Annotated in this window: 15 protein-coding genes and 2 pseudogenes; 4 read left to right on the top strand and 13 right to left on the bottom strand. The window is 61.3% G+C overall.

Going from position 1 to position 17,693, the window contains the following annotated elements; genetic code table 11:
* Positions 1-22: 22 nt before the first annotated feature.
* Positions 23-1,222, bottom strand: coding sequence for a mandelate racemase/muconate lactonizing enzyme family protein (locus VSR68_RS27275; protein WP_342942824.1), 1,200 nt, complete (start codon positions 1,220-1,222; stop codon positions 23-25).
* Between the two features lie 405 nt (positions 1,223-1,627).
* On the opposite strand from VSR68_RS27275, the gene VSR68_RS27280 reads away from it, so the two are divergent.
* Entirely contained in the window at positions 1,628-2,572 is a 945-nt protein-coding gene (locus VSR68_RS27280) for a LysR family transcriptional regulator (protein WP_342942825.1), read from the top strand.
* Here the strand turns inward: VSR68_RS27280 and VSR68_RS27285 are convergent.
* From VSR68_RS27285 to VSR68_RS27330, 10 genes and pseudogenes are all read right to left on the bottom strand, one after another.
* Entirely contained in the window at positions 2,538-3,473 is a 936-nt protein-coding gene (locus tag VSR68_RS27285; RefSeq protein WP_342942826.1) for an amidohydrolase family protein, read from the bottom strand. The two genes, VSR68_RS27280 and VSR68_RS27285, sit on opposite strands and share 35 nt — an antisense overlap.
* Positions 3,473-4,795: an MFS transporter gene (locus VSR68_RS27290; protein WP_342942827.1), complete on the bottom strand. Its 1,323-nt coding sequence runs from the start codon at positions 4,793-4,795 to the stop codon at positions 3,473-3,475. Before VSR68_RS27290 ends, VSR68_RS27285 begins: the two co-directional genes overlap by 1 nt.
* A 201-nt stretch (positions 4,796-4,996) precedes the next feature.
* Positions 4,997-5,410, bottom strand: a pseudogene (locus VSR68_RS27295) (MFS transporter); the annotation flags it as partial.
* Positions 5,407-6,687: an MFS transporter gene (locus tag VSR68_RS27300; RefSeq protein ID WP_342942829.1), complete on the bottom strand. Its 1,281-nt coding sequence runs from the start codon at positions 6,685-6,687 to the stop codon at positions 5,407-5,409. The gene VSR68_RS27300 and the pseudogene VSR68_RS27295, both read right to left, overlap by 4 nt.
* The gene (locus VSR68_RS27305; protein ID WP_342942830.1) at positions 6,684-7,730 is read right to left on the bottom strand and encodes an amidohydrolase family protein; all 1,047 of its coding nucleotides are present in this window, start codon (positions 7,728-7,730) and stop codon (positions 6,684-6,686) included. Before VSR68_RS27305 ends, VSR68_RS27300 begins: the two co-directional genes overlap by 4 nt.
* 12 nt (positions 7,731-7,742) lie before the next feature.
* Positions 7,743-8,894, bottom strand: a complete 1,152-nt coding sequence (locus VSR68_RS27310; RefSeq protein WP_342942831.1) for a porin — start codon at positions 8,892-8,894, stop codon at positions 7,743-7,745.
* Between the two features lie 44 nt (positions 8,895-8,938).
* Positions 8,939-10,318, bottom strand: a complete 1,380-nt coding sequence (locus tag VSR68_RS27315; protein WP_342942832.1) for an MFS transporter — start codon at positions 10,316-10,318, stop codon at positions 8,939-8,941.
* A gap of 55 nt (positions 10,319-10,373) precedes the next feature.
* Complete coding sequence (locus VSR68_RS27320) at positions 10,374-11,300, bottom strand: SMP-30/gluconolactonase/LRE family protein (protein WP_342942833.1); 927 nt, start codon at positions 11,298-11,300, stop codon at positions 10,374-10,376.
* A gap of 22 nt (positions 11,301-11,322) precedes the next feature.
* Entirely contained in the window at positions 11,323-12,270 is a 948-nt protein-coding gene (locus VSR68_RS27325; RefSeq protein WP_342942834.1) for an NAD(P)-dependent oxidoreductase, read from the bottom strand.
* Positions 12,270-12,968, bottom strand: coding sequence for an RraA family protein (locus VSR68_RS27330; protein ID WP_342933255.1), 699 nt, complete (start codon positions 12,966-12,968; stop codon positions 12,270-12,272). Before VSR68_RS27330 ends, VSR68_RS27325 begins: the two co-directional genes overlap by 1 nt.
* Before the next feature lie 166 nt (positions 12,969-13,134).
* Between VSR68_RS27330 and VSR68_RS27335 the strand changes: the two genes are divergently transcribed.
* The 3 genes and pseudogenes from VSR68_RS27335 to VSR68_RS27345 all read left to right on the top strand — a co-directional run bounded on the left by VSR68_RS27335 (position 13,135) and on the right by VSR68_RS27345 (position 15,287).
* Entirely contained in the window at positions 13,135-13,845 is a 711-nt protein-coding gene (locus tag VSR68_RS27335) for an IclR family transcriptional regulator (protein ID WP_342942835.1), read from the top strand.
* 143 nt (positions 13,846-13,988) lie between these two features.
* Positions 13,989-14,159 (top strand): annotated as a pseudogene (locus VSR68_RS42890) (IS66-like element accessory protein TnpA); the annotation flags it as partial.
* Between the two features lie 843 nt (positions 14,160-15,002).
* A complete protein-coding gene (locus VSR68_RS27345) occupies positions 15,003-15,287 on the top strand; it encodes a helix-turn-helix transcriptional regulator (RefSeq protein ID WP_342943007.1) in 285 nt (94 codons plus the stop codon).
* Here the strand turns inward: VSR68_RS27345 and VSR68_RS27350 are convergent.
* Together VSR68_RS27350 and ribA are read right to left on the bottom strand one after the other, a co-directional pair.
* Positions 15,229-16,506, bottom strand: a complete 1,278-nt coding sequence (locus VSR68_RS27350) for a tyrosine-type recombinase/integrase (protein ID WP_342942837.1) — start codon at positions 16,504-16,506, stop codon at positions 15,229-15,231. The two genes, VSR68_RS27345 and VSR68_RS27350, sit on opposite strands and share 59 nt — an antisense overlap.
* A gap of 221 nt (positions 16,507-16,727) precedes the next feature.
* Positions 16,728-17,369, bottom strand: coding sequence for a GTP cyclohydrolase II (ribA, locus tag VSR68_RS27355; RefSeq protein WP_342942838.1), 642 nt, complete (start codon positions 17,367-17,369; stop codon positions 16,728-16,730).
* Positions 17,370-17,693: the final 324 nt, after the last annotated feature.

The raw sequence follows: 17,693 nt of genomic DNA on the forward strand, positions 1-17,693 counted from the left end.
GAGCCTTCCCTCGATGACAGAATCAATTCTTCTTGTATTGCAGCAGACCACCCGTCACCTTCGGCGGCCGCGCGCGGATCGCCTCCTCGATCGGATCGGTTCCCCAGCCCGGTCGATCCGGAATCACGACCTGACCATGCTTGAACTCCGGGGCGTGCGTGAACAACTCCTCCTCCCAGGGCAAGCGATCCACGTCGATTTCCATGATCTGCAGATTCGGTACGGCCGCGGCAAAATGCAAATTCATGAAGGAACAGAGGTCGCCATAGAAGTTATGCGGTGCGACGTTCACGTCGTATGCATCGGCGACGGCGGCGATCTTGGTGGCCTGAAAGACACCATTCCATACAGCGTCGACAATTGCGACGTCGACGGCTTGATGCTTGAAATACGGCAGGAAGTTGCGCATGCCGAGGAGCGTCTCGCATGAGCTGATCGGATGCGGGCTGTGCGACCTGACATACGCCAGCGCTTCGGGGTGGTGCAAATCGATTTCAACCCAGAAAAGGTCGAAGTCGCTCAGTTCGCGCAGCACCTTGAGCAAACCATCCGGCTTCGCATTGAAGTTGAAGTCGATAAGGATCTCCATGTCCGGCCCCGCACCATCGCGTAAAGCTTCGAGATGGTGGCGGACATTTCTTATCAGTTTTTTGTCGACCGTAAGCTCAGGTTTGAACGGCACTGCAAAGCCGGGCCTCCAAGCGTAGGCATCGCCCTCATCATGAATGAACAAGTTCGTTTTGATCGCTTTGAAACCGCGTTCGCGCGCCTCCGCGGCGGTGCTCTGGACACCCTGCAAGTCTTTGACTGCCGGCGGATAGAAGGTCGGATGGTTGATTCTCCACGTCGGACAGTGGGACCAATATATCGGCGCACTATCGCGAACCTTCCCGCCCAGCAGCTCGTAGCACGGCACGTTCAGCGCCTTGCCCTTCGCATCCAAGAGTGCGTTCTCCAACGCCCCGATAGCTTGCCCGATGACGCTTCCGGGGGCCGGCCGCGTCAAGCAGTTGGCGAGTTGGACGAATCGCTCGTGTTCGTTGACGTCCAAGCCAATCAGTCGGCGCTTGATCTGATCGATGACACCCGTGACGCCTGGGGAGCCGAACCCTTCGTCGTACTCGCTCCATCCGACCACGCCCGAGTCCGTCGATAACTTTACGAAGTAGTAGTTTCGCCACCCAGCATCACAGGCAAGCGTCTCGACCGATGTAACCTTCATTGTGAGCTCCAAATTGCTATGTACTACGATCGCTCGACCCGCTACTTTGGCTTCCTTCTTCTCGCACTTTCAAGCCCAGATCAGATTTGAAGCCTCTCTGAACCGCGTTTCCGGCAAGGAGTCAATTTCACAAATCGAAGCGCATTTTTGATAAAGATTCACTACTCGACGTGCGCGTTACCTTTCAGCCGATCGAATTGCTCGCGCCATGCCGCGACTTGGACCGGCAGTGCCCGTAGGGTGCCCATCTGCCGCTCAAGTAACATCGCGAAACAAGCGTAGATCGGTTGATGAGCCGTGAAAAGCTGAACTTTTTTGATGTGAGATCAAGAAAAGGTGATGCTCCCGCGCATATCGATGTGTCATTCTTCGAGCAGCGAAAAGCCCACTTCGTCGAGAGCACCCATGATTCTTCGAGCCCTACGCGCCTTCCTGGCCTTCCATCGACTCGGCACGGTCGCCTCTGCAGCTCGGGAGGTGAACTTGTCGGCGGCAGCCGTGAGTACACAACTCAGACTTCTCGAAGAGCGGTTAGGGACGAGCCTCTTCGTGCGCACGAAGCGCTCGATGGTGCTCTCGTCCTCCGGAGTGCGATTGGTACCGTTGGCGGAACGACTGCTCGCCGACTATGAGGAAATGCTTTCGCTGTCGAGTTCCGAGACACTGCAGGGCAGGATTACCCTTGGGGTTATCAATTCAGTCTTGATCGGCATTTTTCCCGCGGTGCTGCTTCGGTTGAAATCTGAGCATCCCCGTTTTCAAATAAAGGTCGAAATTGGAACATCCCAGAATCTTGTGAGCAAAGTTGAGGCAGGTTTGCTCGACGCGGTCGTGGTTAATATGCCGCCGACTGCGCTCGACGACGATTTCGCCGTCCACCCGTTATATACGGACCCGGTTGCCCTCATACAGCCCGCCTCGATGACGTACGCGTCCTTTACCGAAGCGTTGCGGAATGAGCCTTATCTAGCGCTGGAAAGGAACACATGGGTCGGTCGCGCGATAGACCAATTTCTGATTAGGGAGGGCGTGACGGCTCAACCCGCCTGGGAGCTGGACTCGCAAATCGCCGTGCTTTCCGCGGTACGCTCTGGCCTCGGCGTTTCGATCTTGCCGTTGATCCGCGGGACCGATGTCGAGCAAGACCACGCGGTGAGGACGGTACGTCTAAGTGGGATCGAGCGAGTCGTTACGCTGATCGAAAAGCGCGTTCATCCTTACGCGCACTTGACTGCCGAGCTGATTCGCACCGTCATGGACGTATCGCGAGAGCACGACACTTCGACGCAGCAACGGACAAGGTGCCCGCGCTCTGCTAGGCGAACCGATACAACTTCGCCGGATTGGTGACGAATATCAGTTGCTGCCAATCCGCGCGCCCGATCCAGCCGGCGATAACATCCAGCATGCTCGCATCATCCGGCTTGTCAGTTTTTTGGGTCGGATGGGGCCAGTCAGTTCCCCACAGCATCCGCTCCGGCGCCATGTCGATCAGTGCTTTCGCTACAGGCGCGACATCTCCGTAGGCGGGCGCTCCCGTCTTGCTGTCGACGTATGGACCTGACAGCGTGATCCACGTGTTGCCCTTCTCAACAAGGCGTCGCGCCGTGCGTAAGGCATCCGACGACAGGCCGCCGGGTTGCGGCACGTGCGCTATATGATCAATCACAAGCGGACAAGGCAGCGCCAGAAGATGACGCTCCAGTTCGGGCAGGCGCGCGCCCTGCACGACCAGTTCGATATGCCATCCGAGGCCCGCAATGCGCGCGGCGAGTGGCGCGAGCATGTCGAGCGTCGTCTCGCCCGGATAGCTCAGGTTGAAGCGAACCGCGCGAATGCCCCCGCCATCGAGTTTGTGCAGTTCCGCATCGCTCACTGAAGCGTCGACGACGGCAACGCCGCGCGCATTGTCACCGAACTGCTCGAGGGCTTGCAGCGTGCAACGGTTATCCGTTCCGTACGTCGACGGCGTCACGACCACATTGCGCTTGACGCCGAGGCGCGTCTGCAGGAGCCGGTATTGTGCGACTGTCGCATTCGGCGGACGCAGCGTCGTGCCTGGCGCGACCGGGAAGCGGTCGTCGTAGATGTGCATGTGACAATCGACGGTGCCATCCGGCAGGCTGAACGCTGGCCGTTCCGTGCCGTTCGACCAGGTTTCTTCTGCGCAAACCAACTTCGGGAGCGCAGCGGTAGCCAGCGCGGCACCGGCGAAGGCCAGAAACTCACGTCTCGCAATGGGCCGCGTCATCAAACGGTCTCCGTCTTGCCAGCGACATGGCTCGCCTGTCCGTTACGCGTCAGCAACAGCAGAGTCGCGACGCTCACAAGCGTGAGAATGGCGAGCGGCATCAATGCGAGCGCATAGCTGCCCGTTGCATCCTTCACCCATCCGTAGACATTCACCATCAGGCCGCCACCGAGGAGGTTCGCGATTGCATTCACCGTCGCGAGACCCGCTGCCACGGCGCTGTTGGACAGCATGTCGGTGGCGAGCGCCCAGAAAGGCCCCTTGAACGAATACGCGCCGACCAGCACCGCGCAGAGCATGCAGATCGTCGGCAGCAGCGAGCCGCTCAGTGACGTCGCGAACAGGCCCAAGCCAATCAGCAGCATGGGCACGACCGTGTGCCAGCGGCGTTCGCCGAGACGGTCCGAGCGCCGGCCCCAGTACACCATCAGTACAGATGCGATCGCGTATGGGACGGAGTTCAGCAGCCCCGTCTGCATGACGGTCAGCCCAAACGACTTGAGCAGTTGTGGCTGCCAGACGGACAGGGTGCTGCCCGCCGCGGATGCGCACGCATCGACGAGCGCGAGACACAGCACGTAGCGGTTGCGGAACAGCTGTGTGAGCGGCAGCGACGGCACCTTTCTCGGCGTCTTGTGAGCGGTGGCAAGTTCATCGACGAGCCACGTACGTTCTTCGTCGTCGAGCCACTTCGCATTTTTTGGCTTGTCCGTCAGCATGAATAGACACGCGATGCCTAGCAGCACGGTCGGGACGCCTTCGAGAATGAAGAGCCACTGCCACCCGCGCAGGCCCCACAAGCCGTCCATCTGCAGAAGCAGTGCCGAGATCGGCGAGCCGATGAAGCTCGCGGCCGGAATCGCGACCATGAACGTCGCGACAATGCGCGCGCGATATGTCGGCGGAATCCAGTACGAGAGATACAGCAGCACGCCGGGAAAGAAGCCCGCTTCGGCGGCGCCGAGCAGAAAGCGCAGGACATAGAACGACGTCGCGTTATGCACGAGCGCGGTCGCCGCCGACACGATGCCCCAAGTAATCATGATCCGCGCGATCCAGATCCGCGCGCCGTACTTTTGCAGTGCGAGATTGCTCGGCACCTCGCAAAAGAAGTAGGAAATGAAGAACAGGCTGCTGCCGAAGCCGAACACCTTCGCCGACATGCCAAGGTCGTGATTCATTTGAAGGGAGGCCATGCCCACGTTGCCCCGGTCGATAAAGGCAAGCAGATAGCACACCATCAGAAAGGGAATGAGTCGCCAGACGACCTTTCGTATCGTCCGGCGCTCGATCGTGGACTTGTCCATAAATCCAGTTTGCATCGTCGTCTCCGTTTATTGTGCGCCTGCGCGCTGATTCGTGAATCGTTGCCATGCAATGACGGCGATGGCGCCACTGGCGAGCACCACCGCCATGACTGCGAACGTTTGTCGTACGCCTAGCGCTTCGGACGCGGTCCCAACAAGCAGATAGCCGAACGGCATCGTGCCGTTGTAGGCCATCCCGTACGTGCCGAACGTGAGCAGCAGGACCTGACGCGCGGGTGTCTCGACCGCACTGGACACGCCGATGGCGAGCGCATGCGCGAGCATCAGCTTCACGCCGAGCGCGCCGAGCAGCGACAGCGTGAAAAGACTGGCCGTCAGGACCAGCGACGCCGTGAGCACCCACAGCGTCGCGCGCTTTGCGTTGGCCGAACTGATCCGCGAACCGGCAATCGGCGCGACGATCAGCTGCGGTCCATACAGCAAAAAATTGAGCAGTGCGAGAATCGCCGCCGACCCCGACAGGTGATACACGAGCAGGTTCAGCGTGACATTCAGCGTCCAGCTTCCGAGCACGGACGCGACCTGTCCGCTCAGATAACGTGTCAGCGACGCCTCGGCAAGCGCCGGAAACAGTCTGCTGACGAAGCCGGTTTGCGCCGCCACCGTCATGACAGCGCCCTGCCGCGCGTTTCGGGCGCGAAGAATACGACGACGGCGGCGGCGATGAATGCGACGATGGTTGTCGCAAGTCCCAGCACGAATCCGGCGGAAGTCGACGCGAGCGCGCCGATGATCAGCGGCGCGATGAAGCCGCCCAGACGGCCGCCGTTGTACGCGAGGCCCATCAGAAATCCGCGCGACGCCGTATTGCCGATGATCTCCGCGAGGAACGGTCCCGCTCCCGCGAAAATGCCGTTCACGCTGAAGCCGGTCAGAAAGATCGCGACCATCAGCAACAGCGCGTCCGAAGACAGGATGTACACGCCCACGGCCCCCGCCCCGATCAACAGATAGGTGAGGAACATCGGACGTCGGCCGAGCCGGTCGACGAAGGCAGAAAACAGCAGGAATCCGCTGATCGCGCCGAACTGCAGAGCAAGCACGAACTTCAGGCTATGCACGAAGTCGAGATGCTTCACCGTGACAAGGAACGTCGGCGTCCACGTGAAGACGCCCCAGTACAGGTATTGCAAAAAGAAGATGAACCCGAACGCCGTCAGCAATCCACGCACATTGAGCTTGCCGCTGCCCGCCGCGTCAACGCGCTGAACCTGCGACTTCGCCTGCTTGCGCTCCAGCCAGATCGGCGATTCAGGTGTTTTTCTGGCGACCCAGAAGAGGATGAAGAACGGCAACGCACCGATCAGAAAAAGCAGACGCCAGCTGTTGCCGCCAACACCGTTGTTCACGCCGCTGACGATGCCTGAAATCGTGATGGCGAGAATCGCGCCGATGGGCAACCCCATCTGCATCAGCGCGCCGCCCTTGCCGCGCCGGCTCGCGTGCCATGTCTCGGCAATCAGCGCGGCGCCGGCCGTCCAGGTACCGCCCATGCCCAACGCGCCGAAGAAGCGCAATGTCGCGAACCAGTGCTCGTTCGGCGCGAACGCAATCAGCCCCGAGAACAGCGAATAAATGCCGACGCAGAGCAACGCGGTACCGACGCGCCCCAGCCGGTCCGACACATAGCCGAACAGAATGCCGCCGACGATCTGCCCCGCCGCCGTGATGCTCGTGAACAAGCCCAACTGCGCCTTGCTCAAGCCGAACTGAAGGGCGAGGGTCGGCAGCAGAAGCGAAAGCAGGAACGAGTCGTAGCTTTCGAATGTCCAGCCCAGTCCCGCGAGCGACAACGAACGCCACTCGGTGCCCGTGATATTCCTGAGTCCTTTGGCTTCGGCACCGTCAATGAATTCGGTTGTCGCAACCGTTGCGCTCGTCTTCATGTCTTGTCTCCGGGAATAGCGAGGCGATAAGTAGTCGCCGCCGTCCCGCTGAAGAGCGCGGATTTTTCATCGGCGGACATCGCGGACGCGAGTCGTTTGAAGGTGTTCCACAGCACGCCGTAACTGAACATCCCTTTGTCGACGGGAAAGTTGCTTTCAAACATGCAGCGATCCACACCGAACCGTTCGACGCAGGTGTCGAAATACGGCCGCCACGCAGTGGCCAGTTCCTCGGACGAAGGCGGCAGCTCGCTCGTGGCGAAGTCGAAGCCGAACACGTTCATGCCCGCACCGCCAAGCTTGATGCGCGTGTTGGGCAGGTTCGCGAGGCGGGCGAGTTTCTGCTTCCATTCGGCGTGAACAGCCACGCGTTGACCGGCGTACGGACCCACACCCAGCGGACCGCCAAAATGATCGATGACGACCGTCACGCGATCCGCCGCATGCGCGAGTTCATACAGATCGTCGAGTTGCGTGTGATAGACCCATACATCGAGCGACAACCCGAAGCGGCCGAGCGCCCTGACACCCTGCCGGAAAACCGGATTCGCCATCAGGTCGCGCGGCGGCGTCACGGGGCTCGAACTCACTTCGGGACTCGCATGCCACGCGAGCGGATTGCGAATGCCGCACAGACGTCCACCCGATACCTGCAGCATGGTTTCGAGCACGGCATCGAGTTCCGCTCCAAGCGTCAGATCCGCGCCGCCGACGATCGCCTCGCAGCAGCGCGCCCGTCCATACGCGCCGCTCGCGAACATCGCGGCGATGCCGTTGGCGAACTCCACTTCGCCGACGGGCTTCATCGCATCGGGACCGTCCTGGCGCAACATCGAGCGGCATTGCACGTAGACCGTCGACACGACCCGATGCCCGCTCGCCACATCCTTTCCGAACTCATCCGCGAGATACCGCCCGGTCTGGCGGTCCCACAGATGATGATGCGCATCGACAATCAGCAGCTCAGGCTCCAGAACCGGCTCACTTCGCAAGGCAAGCCAGTCCTGTCGAACCGGAAGATGGGGCGCATGGACTATCTGCACAACGCTCTCTCGTCAGAACTTTTGGCGCATGCCAATCGTGATGCCCGTCTGGTTATAGCCGGGCGCGACCGTACCGTATCCATTGACACCAAGCGTGGATTTGTCCTTGTTGTGAGCAAAGCCCGCCGTCGCGTAAACGTCGGTACGCTTCGACAGCAGGTAGTCCGCGCAAAGCACCGCCAGCCACGGGTCGGCACCCGTCGAATGCACGTCCTGGTAGTAACCGGTGGCCGTGATGATGAAGGCGGGTGTCACGGTGTACTGCGCACCCACCCAGTAGAGATTCGCAGCGCTGGCTTCCGAGCCGTTTGCAACGACGATCGGGTTCACAGGCAGGAACGCATTCGATGCACGCAGATAGCGGTAGCCCGCGAAGCCCTTCACGGGTCCGATTACATACGAAGCGGCTGCCGTCGCGCGACGCTCGGTGCCCGTGTTGGTCGCGACCGTGTTGCTGTTGCGCTGCTCGTACGAGACGCTCGCCGCGAACGGACCTTGCGCGTAGGTCAGCGCACCGCTGAAGAAGCGCCCCGTGATTTGCGCGCCCGGCACTTCGGCGCCGTAGCCCGTGTCATAGCGCGTGCTGTACATCGCCTGCGCCGTCAGCGGGCCGAACACGCCCGTGTACTTCGCCGAGTTGTCGATACGCCCGGCCATCGCGTAGTCGAGCGACAGCACCGAGTATCGCGAAGATGCGCCCATCGGGTCGAACGCAACGGCCTGTTCGTAGAGCAGCGAGTTCTGCCGGCCGAACGTCAGTTGCTGGCCTTTGTACGAAAGACCGACCCACGCCTGCCGGCCGAACAGCCGTGCCGTCGTCGTCGCGTTCGTACCCAGACCTTTGGTCGATTGCGCGGTCGTGCCGTCGTTGATGTTGAAGCCGTTCTCCAACTGGAAGATCGCCTTCATGCCGCCGCCGAGATCTTCGACGCCTTTCAGCCCCCAGCGCGAACCGGACAGATTGCCCGACACTTCGCGCGTTTGTGCGCCGCCAGCACTCGTATTGTTGATGTGCTCGATGCCAACGTCGGCGATGCCGTACAGCGTGACGCTGCTTTGCGCATGCGCGGCGCCGCACGACAGGCTGACGCCTGCGGCTGCGAGTGCGCCGAGCATCAGGCGGGCGTTCGTGTTGACGTTGTGGCTGGCTTTCTTGAACAGCATGGAGTCTCCAAACAGAGTTTATGGATTGGTTTTGAATGCGTGGATCACACCTTGTGCGCGGACGGCGCTTCGCCCGCGTCAGCGCCCGGATCGCCGAGCCACGCGATGGTCAGCGCACCGAGCAGCAGCACGCCCGAGACGGCGAGCAGCGGCATGGTGAAGCCGCCCGAGAACTGCTTGAGCGCGCCGATCATCGACGGACCGACGAAGCCGCCGAGATTGCCCACCGAGACGATCAGCGCAAGACCGCCGGCAGCCGCTCGCCCCGTGAGGAAGCCGGATGGAATGGCCCAGTACGTCGCCTGGAAAGCGAGGATACCGCTCACCGTGAAGCACAGCGCGATCAGCTTGAGCACGGGCGTGTCGACGAATGTGCTGGCGCATAGCGCGACGGCCGCCACGACCAGCGCGCCGGCCACATACGGAATGCGGTTGTGCGAGCGATTCGCGACGCGCGCCCACCAGAGCATCACGACCGCGCCGATTGCGTACGGAATCGCCGTGAGCCAGCCGACGACCTCGTGCTCGACGCCGAACTGCTTGATGATTTGCGGCATCCACAGACCGACGCCGAGCGAGCCGACGATGCCGCAGAAGTTGATGAACGCGAGCACGAACACGCGCCAGTTGGTCATCGCATCGCGCAGGTTGCTGCCGTGACGCGCGCCGATGTCGCCCTGTTCCAGCGCGAGACGCTTCGCCAGCGACGACTTCTCTTCTTCGCTCAGCCACTTCGCCTTTTCGGGGCGATCGGCCAGCACGAACAGACAGGCGATACCGAGGATCACAGCCGGCACACCTTCGATCAGCAGCAGCCACTGCCAGCTGCGCAACCCGTGCAAGCCGCCGAGTTCGAGCAGCGCGCCCGAAACGGGCGAGCCGATCATGTTCGCAACGGGAATGCCGACCAAGAACGCGGCCGTCACTTTCGCGCGCCACTTGCCCGGAAACCAGTGCGTGAAATACAGGTAGATGCCGGGCGTGAAGCCCGCTTCGGCGAGACCGAGCAGGAAGCGCGCGGCGGCAAAACTCTTCGGACCGACGACGAACGCCGTCGCCATCGAAAAGAGACCCCACGTGATCATGATCCGCGCGATCCATACGCGCGCCCCGACCTTCTGCATGATCAGGTTGCTCGGAATCTCGAACAGGAAATAGCCGACGAAAAACAGCCCTGCGCCGAAGCCGAACTGCTCGGACGTCAAACCGAGATCCTTGTTCATCGTCAGCGCGGCGAACCCGACATTGGTCCGGTCGAGATAGCTGATGACGTAGCAGATAAAGATGAACGGCAGGATTCGACGGAACGCTTTAGCGAGCGTGCGCTCGCTGGCCGCGTAGTCCTCGCTCGCGATGCCGGGAACGGGCGGCGCTTCTGCGTGCCGCGTGGCGCCGTCGGCGCGCAGGGTTTGCGACATGGTCATGTTTGCTCCTCCATTACGCTTCTGTCGGCGCAATGTATTGATGTGTGGCGGGCGCCTAGCGTCGCTGGGCCAGCTTCGGAAGCGGCCCGGCAATCGTCATTTCAGCTTTGAGAACCGTCCCCGAAACGGACTCGGTCATGAACAGCGTCTTCATGTCCGCGCTGCCGAAACATAGATTCGTGAGCGAAGCGCCTTCCGGGCTCGTCAGGATTTCGACGGGCTCTGCGCGATGGTTCAGCACCCACGCGCGGCCAAGCCCAGGGTTCGCGACGAAGAGCCGCCCTTGCGTGTCGATGGTCAGTCCATCGGGGCCGCTCGGTCCGTAGGACGTGAAGAACTGTCCGACCTTGCTGACGGAACCATCCGCCTGAAGCGGCACGCGCCACACGCAGTTGCCGCGCGTCATGCCGACAAAGAGAACCTTTTCGTCGGGCGACAGCACGAGCCCGTTGGGGCTCGGGCAATTGCCGAGCAGCATGTCGAGCTTGCCGTCCGCCGACAGCCGGTACACACGGCCCGCCGGATCGTGCAGCCCCGTTTGCCCCTGATCGGTGAAGTACAGGTTGCCGTTCGAATCGAACGTGAGGTCGTTCACGCCCCTGAAGCGCTCGGAGTTGCGTCGCTCGAGAAACGGACGCACTTCGCCGCGCGCGACGTCGAGCAGCATCAGGCCGTTGCGATAGTCGGTGATCAGCAGATGCGCATCGTCAAAGCGCTTCATGCCGTTCGGCTCGCCGTCGTACTGCACGACGAGTTCCCACTCGCCCGAAGGCGAAATCCGGAAGACGCGGCCGTGCGGGATGTCGGTCACGAACAGATAGCCGGCCGGGTCCCACACGGGGCCTTCGAGAAACGAGTCCGTGGCGAGGCCGCCGCGATTGGCACGCGCCCAATCGGTCTGGACGTCGGCTTTGCGGAATTTGTCCGGCATACGCGTGAAGACTTCGGCGATGCGTACTTCGGGCGAGATGAGATAGAACATGATAGGCCTTCTCGTGCGTACTTCAGGCTGCGTTGCGGGCGTGTTCTTCGACGACGGCGAGAACATTGGCGGCGGCGCCCTTGCCCATGTTCACGTACGCGGCATCGCTCACGCCGCCGATATGCGGCGACAGGATCGCGTTCGGAATCTGCTGGAACGGGTGCGGGTTCGTCATCGGTTCGACGTCGAAGCTGTCGAGACCGGCCGAACGCAACTGGCCGCTGGCTAGCGCCTCGGCGAGTGCGGCTTCGTCGATCAGACCGCCGCGCGCCGTGTTGACAAGAATCGCGCCGCGCTTGAATCGCGCGAGCGTGTCGCGGTTGAGCATCTGGCGGTTCTCCGCCGTCAGCGGGCAATGCAGCGAGACGATGTCGGAAGCGGCGTACAGCTCGTCGAGGGGCACCAGCTTCACGCCTGCGGGCGCTTCGTTCGCACACGGATCGAACGCGAGCACGTTCATGCCGAAGGCCGCGCCGATCGCTGCGACGCGTCGGCCGATCGCGCCCAGTCCGACGAGACCGAGCGTGCGTCCATCCAGTTCGGCGGACTTGTGCGTGGCCTTGTCCCAGTGGCCTTCGCGCATGCGCGCATCGAGTTGCGGCACGGACTTGGCGCACGCGAGAATCAGCGCCCACGCGTGCTCCGCGACAGCGGCGGCGTTGGCGCCCACGGCCGCGCGCACCGCGATACCGCGCGCGGCTGCCGCGGCCTGATCGATCACGTCGATGCCGCTGCCGTGCTTCGAAATCACCTGCAGGTTGTCGGCGGCGTCCATGATGCGGGCGTTGACCTTGCCGTATCGAACGATGATCGCGACAGGCTTGTGCTGCGCGCACAGTGCGACGATGTCGTCTTCCGTCGGCTGCTTGCCCGCGAACACGACGTCGAACCGGGTCAGCATGTCGAGCGCTTGCGGCGCGAGATCGGCAGCCGTCACAAGGACGACGGGTTTATGCGAAGCCGTCTGCATCACAGCGCCTCGCCTTCCGCCAGCATGCCTGCTGCACGCAGTTCTTTCTCGATCCAGCCCGGACGCACGTCGCCCTTGTGAATCGCCGCGATGCGCGCCGTTTCCATGTCGAGCTTTTTCTGCGCGAGATCGATGATGCGCGCTACGTCGTTGCGCGGAATCACGACCACGCCGTCCGCGTCGCCGACAATGAGATCGCCCGGGTTGATGGCCGTGCCGCCGGCCGAGATCGGCGCATTCACGAGGCCCGCGACGCTCTTGGTCGGGCCGCAGGGATTCAGGCCGGCCGCGAAGATCGGGTAGTCGCCGCCGGCGAGTTCGTGCGCGTCGCGCACCGCGCCGTCGATGACGATGCCCGCTATGCCGCTCGCCTTTGCCTGGGTCGCCATGATTTCCCCGATCAGCGCGCACGACAGATCGCCCTTGCCGTCGACGACGATCACGTCGCCCGGCTTCGCGATCGAAAGTGCGGCGTGGATGGCGAGGTTGTCGCCAGCACGCACTTCGACCGTGACGGCCGGACCCGCGACTTTCATCGTCGGCGACAGCGGCTTGACCCGGCCATGCAGCGTGCCGCGACGGCCAGCGACGTCGGCGAGGATGGCGGCCTGATAGCGCGCAGCTGCCTCGACGAGTTCCGGTGACACGCGCTCGATATTGCGATTGATGGCGGAAGTACCTGCGGACGTAGTGCTCATGGATTTCATCTCAGTTCGTGAGTTGTACTCTGTACAACGATGGTGTACCAGATGCAATCACTATAGCTAGCGACGGCGCGCCGAGCCACTAGCGTTTACCCGTTTACGGTATAAACCATCGTTTTACTGTGTACAATGCAGCGGAAACGAATGACGGGAGACGGGAATGGGAAACGACGGAGTCGTCGCAGTCGAGAAAGCGCTTTCGCTGTTGGACTGCTTCAGGCCGGGGGCCGAGTCACAGTCGCTTGCGATGCTTGCGCAGGCGTCCGGCATGCACAAGACGACGGTCTATCGATTGATGAACTCGCTGGAGCGAATGGGCTATGTGGTGCGCGCGCAATCGGGCAGCTATTCGCTCGGACATCGCGTGCTGTACTTGGGCAAGCTGTACGAGCAGTCCTTCCATCTGTCCACGGTGGTGGAACCGGCGCTGCATGCGCTCGCCGCGCTGACGAAAGAAAGCGCATCGTACTACGTTCCCGACAACGGGCAGCGGCTTTGCCTGTTTCGGGCCGAGCCGTCCGAAGGTCTGCGTGAAACGCGGCTCGCGGGAACGACGCTGCCGCTCGACGACACGGCCATCAGTCAAGTGATCCGTTTCTGGGGACTCGGCGAACCGATCTACGACAGGCCGCCCGCACTGCCGATCTTCACCGCGGGCGCGCGCGACGTGCACACAGCCGCGTTCGCGGTACCGATCTTCGGCGCCGGCGACAAGTTCATGGCGGCGCTGACGTTGTCCGGTCCTGCATCGCGGCTGAGCGCAGCGCACGCGTCGGGCGAACTCGATCGTGTGCAACTGGATGCCGCTGCAGATCTGTCTCGAAGGCTGGGTGCGAGTGCGGCGTTCTGCGAGAAGATTTACGGAGCGTGAGCGCTGCGCTTGCAGAACAATCATTTGAGGCGACGTATTGGAGAGCGACGCGATGCTCGTACGCGCGAATTAAAACGCACTTAGAATTGCAAGCTGAGCGAGCGCAGGCTTGCGTCCACAACTGCAAGTTCCGGACGCAACCAATGACAGAGAACGAGGTTGATTTCATTCCGCTGCGGGTGACCGGCGTGACTGCGGCAGGCAAGAGGAAGTTAGACGCCGAGGGCAAGCGCAAGTTGATTGACGCCTGCCTACAGTCCCGTGCGTCAATTGCCGGACTTGCGTTGAAGGCGGGTATGAACGCAAACCAGCTGCCATACGTCGCCAGCTCCGCGACGAGTTCGCCGGGGACGTCACGCGATGACTCCCGCTGCCGGCAGGGCGTCACCGTCCGTAGCATTGCACTTTCGCAACGATTCGCTGATCCATTTTGACCCAGCCTCAATCGAGTACATTGGCGAGTGCATCGAATGTCTATGCGACTAGCAATTCCTTTTGTGATGAAGCAATGGACGGAAAGCATGAGTCCTTTCTTGGGCGGTCGAACGATTGCGCAGAGAGCTACAGAGAATCCGAACGAAGTGATTGATTAACGGGAGCACGGAGAGTTTTTCGGTCTGTTATCGTCTATCTGGGAATAACGTGAAGGTAGCGAAGACTAAACGCCTTGTCTTTCTCGAACGGCCTAATATGATAGGTGTTTGTCGACGCAACACCCTAGCGCGTGAGTTACCAGTGGTGCTCATTTGTTGCATTCGCGGTCGTGCTTCGTCTCTTTGTCTGGACCACCGCGGGTCTTTTTGACTGGAAGCCCTCTCTGCCCCTCGCCTTGGGAAGAAGTCGGTCCCCGCAGGTCTACCGATTCTTTTGCTTTCACGAGATCGTCGTGGAGCAGCCCGTCGAGTTCCGAATGGTCCGACAGATCCTGTACACGCCAGTCCACCGCCTAATCCGGCCACATGGAGCGCTGAGCCCATGCTCGACCTGGTGGCATCCAATGTGGGCCGAATCTGGAAAGCTTGTCGTTCGCTGCCCGATGCTTCGCGGGTGCAGAGCGTTCGGCATCGCGAGCCGTTCGAGCAAAACCCAATTACAAAACGTTGTTCATTGGTCAGCGCCCCCCAAGAGAGGATTGCAGCATGCCCGCACCGACCAGTATGAAACCGCTTTATCTCGATCTTCCTGCCGTTGCTGCCGCTGTCGCTCTTTCAGAGACGAGTGTGCAAAAGCTCGTTCGCGAAAACCAGTTTCCAAAGCCCCGAATGCTATCCGGTCGTCGCGTCGCCTGGCTCACGCGCGAGGTCGAAGCGTGGGCCGAGGAGCGGCCCGTATCCGATTTGCTCCCTCCTCCAAACACCGGTCACAATAATCGGCACCGCCGCACTACTTCCTCGAAGGATACGTCGCAGCGATCTCCTCGAGGCGATGCGACAATCGCGTAAGCCAATCCCGCCGCTCCCTATCGTAGGTGTGACGGTTATAGATTCCAACGACGCCTGGCTGTACATGGCCGAGTACCGCCTCCCCGATTTCAATTGGACAACCGAGCGTTGCCAGAAGCGTTCGCGTCGTTCGCCGAAGATCGTGGGCCGACCAGTGCGTAACCGGCAGACGAGGTCGGTCGTGTTTCGGCGCAATCTTGCAATAAGGCTGGTGGTAGTAGACGCCGTGCTGAATCACAGTCTGGTTCATCGCAGTGCCACGCGATGACGAAGGAAACAGGAACGTTCCCTTGGCCTGATCTAGCCGCCGACGCACAACGACTTCGGCACGACCGATGAGCGGCACTCGTAAGTCTGTTGCTCGCTCGTTATGAAGTCCCTTGGTCTTGTGCTTCGGGACGGTCCACCACAGGCCGTCAGCCTCCTCGGCAATTTCAGTTTCCTCCATGGCGACAATTTCGCCGCCCCTTGTGCCGGTCCAGAGGTAGAGCGTCAATGCGTCAGCAACGGTCAAGCTGAAGTTCGGTAACCACCGGATCAGCGTGCCAATTTCATCTACCGAGAGGACGCGCTTCTGTGTCCCCGTATATTTCCCCTCGACCTTGCGCCCTTTGCTTTTCAAGCGCCCTCTCAGAACCTCCCGCCACCAGTTCGCAGTGTCCTCTGGAAGGCGGCCAGCATCGAGCGCGTAATGCCAGGCGCAACCAAGCTCCATGCGAAGCCGCGACGCGAGCATGGGCGTGGCCCGATACGATTCGAGGAAATCGAACGCCTGGGCGCGCGTGAGGGTCGCAGCGCGCATATCTGCGATCGGATCCAGCATCGCCTTGAAGATGCGAGCGACCTCTATCGCCCCCTTCGCCTTGCGGTTCACCTCCACGTACCCTTCGAGATAGTCGCGACAGAGCTGCCTGACGGTGTAATCGTCCGGCGATGGACGGGCTGCCGCCCGCTCTTTCTTTCGACGCAGTGCGGAGAGCTCGGCTCCAGTGTCGCGCTCGATGCGGTTCGTTTCCCATGCAGCGATTGCTGCTGCAAATGCCATCGCTGGCCATTCGCCAAGTTTCACTTGGCGCATTCGGCCGTCAACCGGTGACTTGTAGCGATACGTCCACGACTTCCGGCTCGTCGAAGCCTGCAGACGTAGTCCCGGAAACCCCTCAAAGGTCATGTGCTCGCCGCTCGGCAATCTAGCGGCGACGCGTGCATCAAAGCGCATAGTTCCCTCGGCGTAGGTTTTTTCGAGAGAAGGATACGCGGCGTAGGTTTTCTCGGCAACGGCGAAAAAACCTACGCCAGGACAGCAAGTTTAGGTGAGTGGAGACGAGCGTAGGTGCGGCAATGACGACATCGCAGATCGCAATATTCTCTTTTTAATTCAGTGACTTGCCTACGATATCTGACGCGTTTGGACGATTCTAGCCGGTGCTGGATTTACGGCTATTCGTTTTCTTCGAAATAGTGCCCAAACTTCACCTGTTTCGTGCGGATATAGCGCTCGTTCTCTTCGCGCATCGGAATCGCCAGTGCGACCCGCTCGCACACGGGAATGCCGTGCTTCGACAACGTGTCGAACTTCTTCGGGTTGTTGCTCATCAGGCGCACGGACGTCACCTTCAGCAGCCGCAGAATGGCAGCCGCCGAATCGTACTCGCGCGAGTCTTCGGGCAGGCCGAGGTCAAGATTCGCTTCGACGGTATCGCGGCCCTGCTCCTGCAACGCATACGCGCGGATCTTGTTCGACAGTCCGATGCCGCGTCCTTCGTGTCCGCGCAAATAGAGCAGCACGCCGCAACCTTCGGCTGCGATATAGCGCAGCGCGAGATCCAGTTGTTCGCCGCAGTCGCAGCGATACGAGCCGAGCACGTCGCCCGTCAGACATTCCGAATGCAGGCGCGTGAGCACCGACTGTTTGTTCTCGACATCGCCCATCACGAGCGCGACGTGTTCCGCGCCCGAGTCGTTCACACGAAACACATAGGACGTGAAGATGCCGTAGCGGGTTGGCAGCGTGGCCGTCGCGTCGAGCGCGACGCATTCGCCGGTGGTGGCGCCGTCTGCGTGCGACGGCTCGTGAGACATGGGCATGGCGTTAGCGGTATTGCGGACATGAACCCGTGAACTAACGGGGATGAGAACCGGGCTAAAAAGAAACCGGCGAACAAAGTACAGAGCGGAGTTTACCGCTAAACGGTGAATTCTACCTGTCGCGCTCCTCGATGGTGCGCGCGGGCGCCGCGGCGCATCCGCCATCGCACGAAATGGAACGAACCAGGCCGGACGAACAAGATACTCATCCAACGCGTTGCCGTTTGCATGACATGCGTGCCGCTCCCCACGAAACCAGGCGAAGCGAGCGTCGCCGCAGCCGCCGTCGACGCCTATACTTGATCTGCGCTTGATCTG

Origin of the sequence: Paraburkholderia phymatum, assembly GCF_038900715.1 — a bacterium.
Classification (GTDB): Bacteria; Pseudomonadota; Gammaproteobacteria; order Burkholderiales; family Burkholderiaceae; genus Paraburkholderia; species Paraburkholderia phymatum_A.

What these genes read in the sequence shown, in the direction of transcription:
- VSR68_RS27330 (WP_342933255.1), bottom strand. Translation starts at nt 12,968, where the DNA reads ATGAGCACTACGTCCGCAGGTACTTCCGCCATCAATCGCAATATCGAG.
- VSR68_RS27315 (WP_342942832.1), bottom strand. Translation starts at nt 10,318, where the DNA reads ATGACCATGTCGCAAACCCTGCGCGCCGACGGCGCCACGCGGCACGCA.
- VSR68_RS27325 (WP_342942834.1), bottom strand. Translation starts at nt 12,270, where the DNA reads ATGCAGACGGCTTCGCATAAACCCGTCGTCCTTGTGACGGCTGCCGAT.
- VSR68_RS27335 (WP_342942835.1), top strand. Translation starts at nt 13,135, where the DNA reads ATGGGAAACGACGGAGTCGTCGCAGTCGAGAAAGCGCTTTCGCTGTTG.
- VSR68_RS27300 (WP_342942829.1), bottom strand. Translation starts at nt 6,687, where the DNA reads ATGAAGACGAGCGCAACGGTTGCGACAACCGAATTCATTGACGGTGCC.
- VSR68_RS27310 (WP_342942831.1), bottom strand. Translation starts at nt 8,894, where the DNA reads ATGCTGTTCAAGAAAGCCAGCCACAACGTCAACACGAACGCCCGCCTG.
- ribA (WP_342942838.1), bottom strand. Translation starts at nt 17,369, where the DNA reads ATGTCTCACGAGCCGTCGCACGCAGACGGCGCCACCACCGGCGAATGC.
- VSR68_RS27350 (WP_342942837.1), bottom strand. Translation starts at nt 16,506, where the DNA reads ATGCGCTTTGATGCACGCGTCGCCGCTAGATTGCCGAGCGGCGAGCAC.
- VSR68_RS27320 (WP_342942833.1), bottom strand. Translation starts at nt 11,300, where the DNA reads ATGTTCTATCTCATCTCGCCCGAAGTACGCATCGCCGAAGTCTTCACG.
- VSR68_RS27280 (WP_342942825.1), top strand. Translation starts at nt 1,628, where the DNA reads ATGATTCTTCGAGCCCTACGCGCCTTCCTGGCCTTCCATCGACTCGGC.
- VSR68_RS27285 (WP_342942826.1), bottom strand. Translation starts at nt 3,473, where the DNA reads ATGACGCGGCCCATTGCGAGACGTGAGTTTCTGGCCTTCGCCGGTGCC.
- VSR68_RS27275 (WP_342942824.1), bottom strand. Translation starts at nt 1,222, where the DNA reads ATGAAGGTTACATCGGTCGAGACGCTTGCCTGTGATGCTGGGTGGCGA.
- VSR68_RS27345 (WP_342943007.1), top strand. Translation starts at nt 15,003, where the DNA reads ATGAAACCGCTTTATCTCGATCTTCCTGCCGTTGCTGCCGCTGTCGCT.
- VSR68_RS27290 (WP_342942827.1), bottom strand. Translation starts at nt 4,795, where the DNA reads ATGCAAACTGGATTTATGGACAAGTCCACGATCGAGCGCCGGACGATA.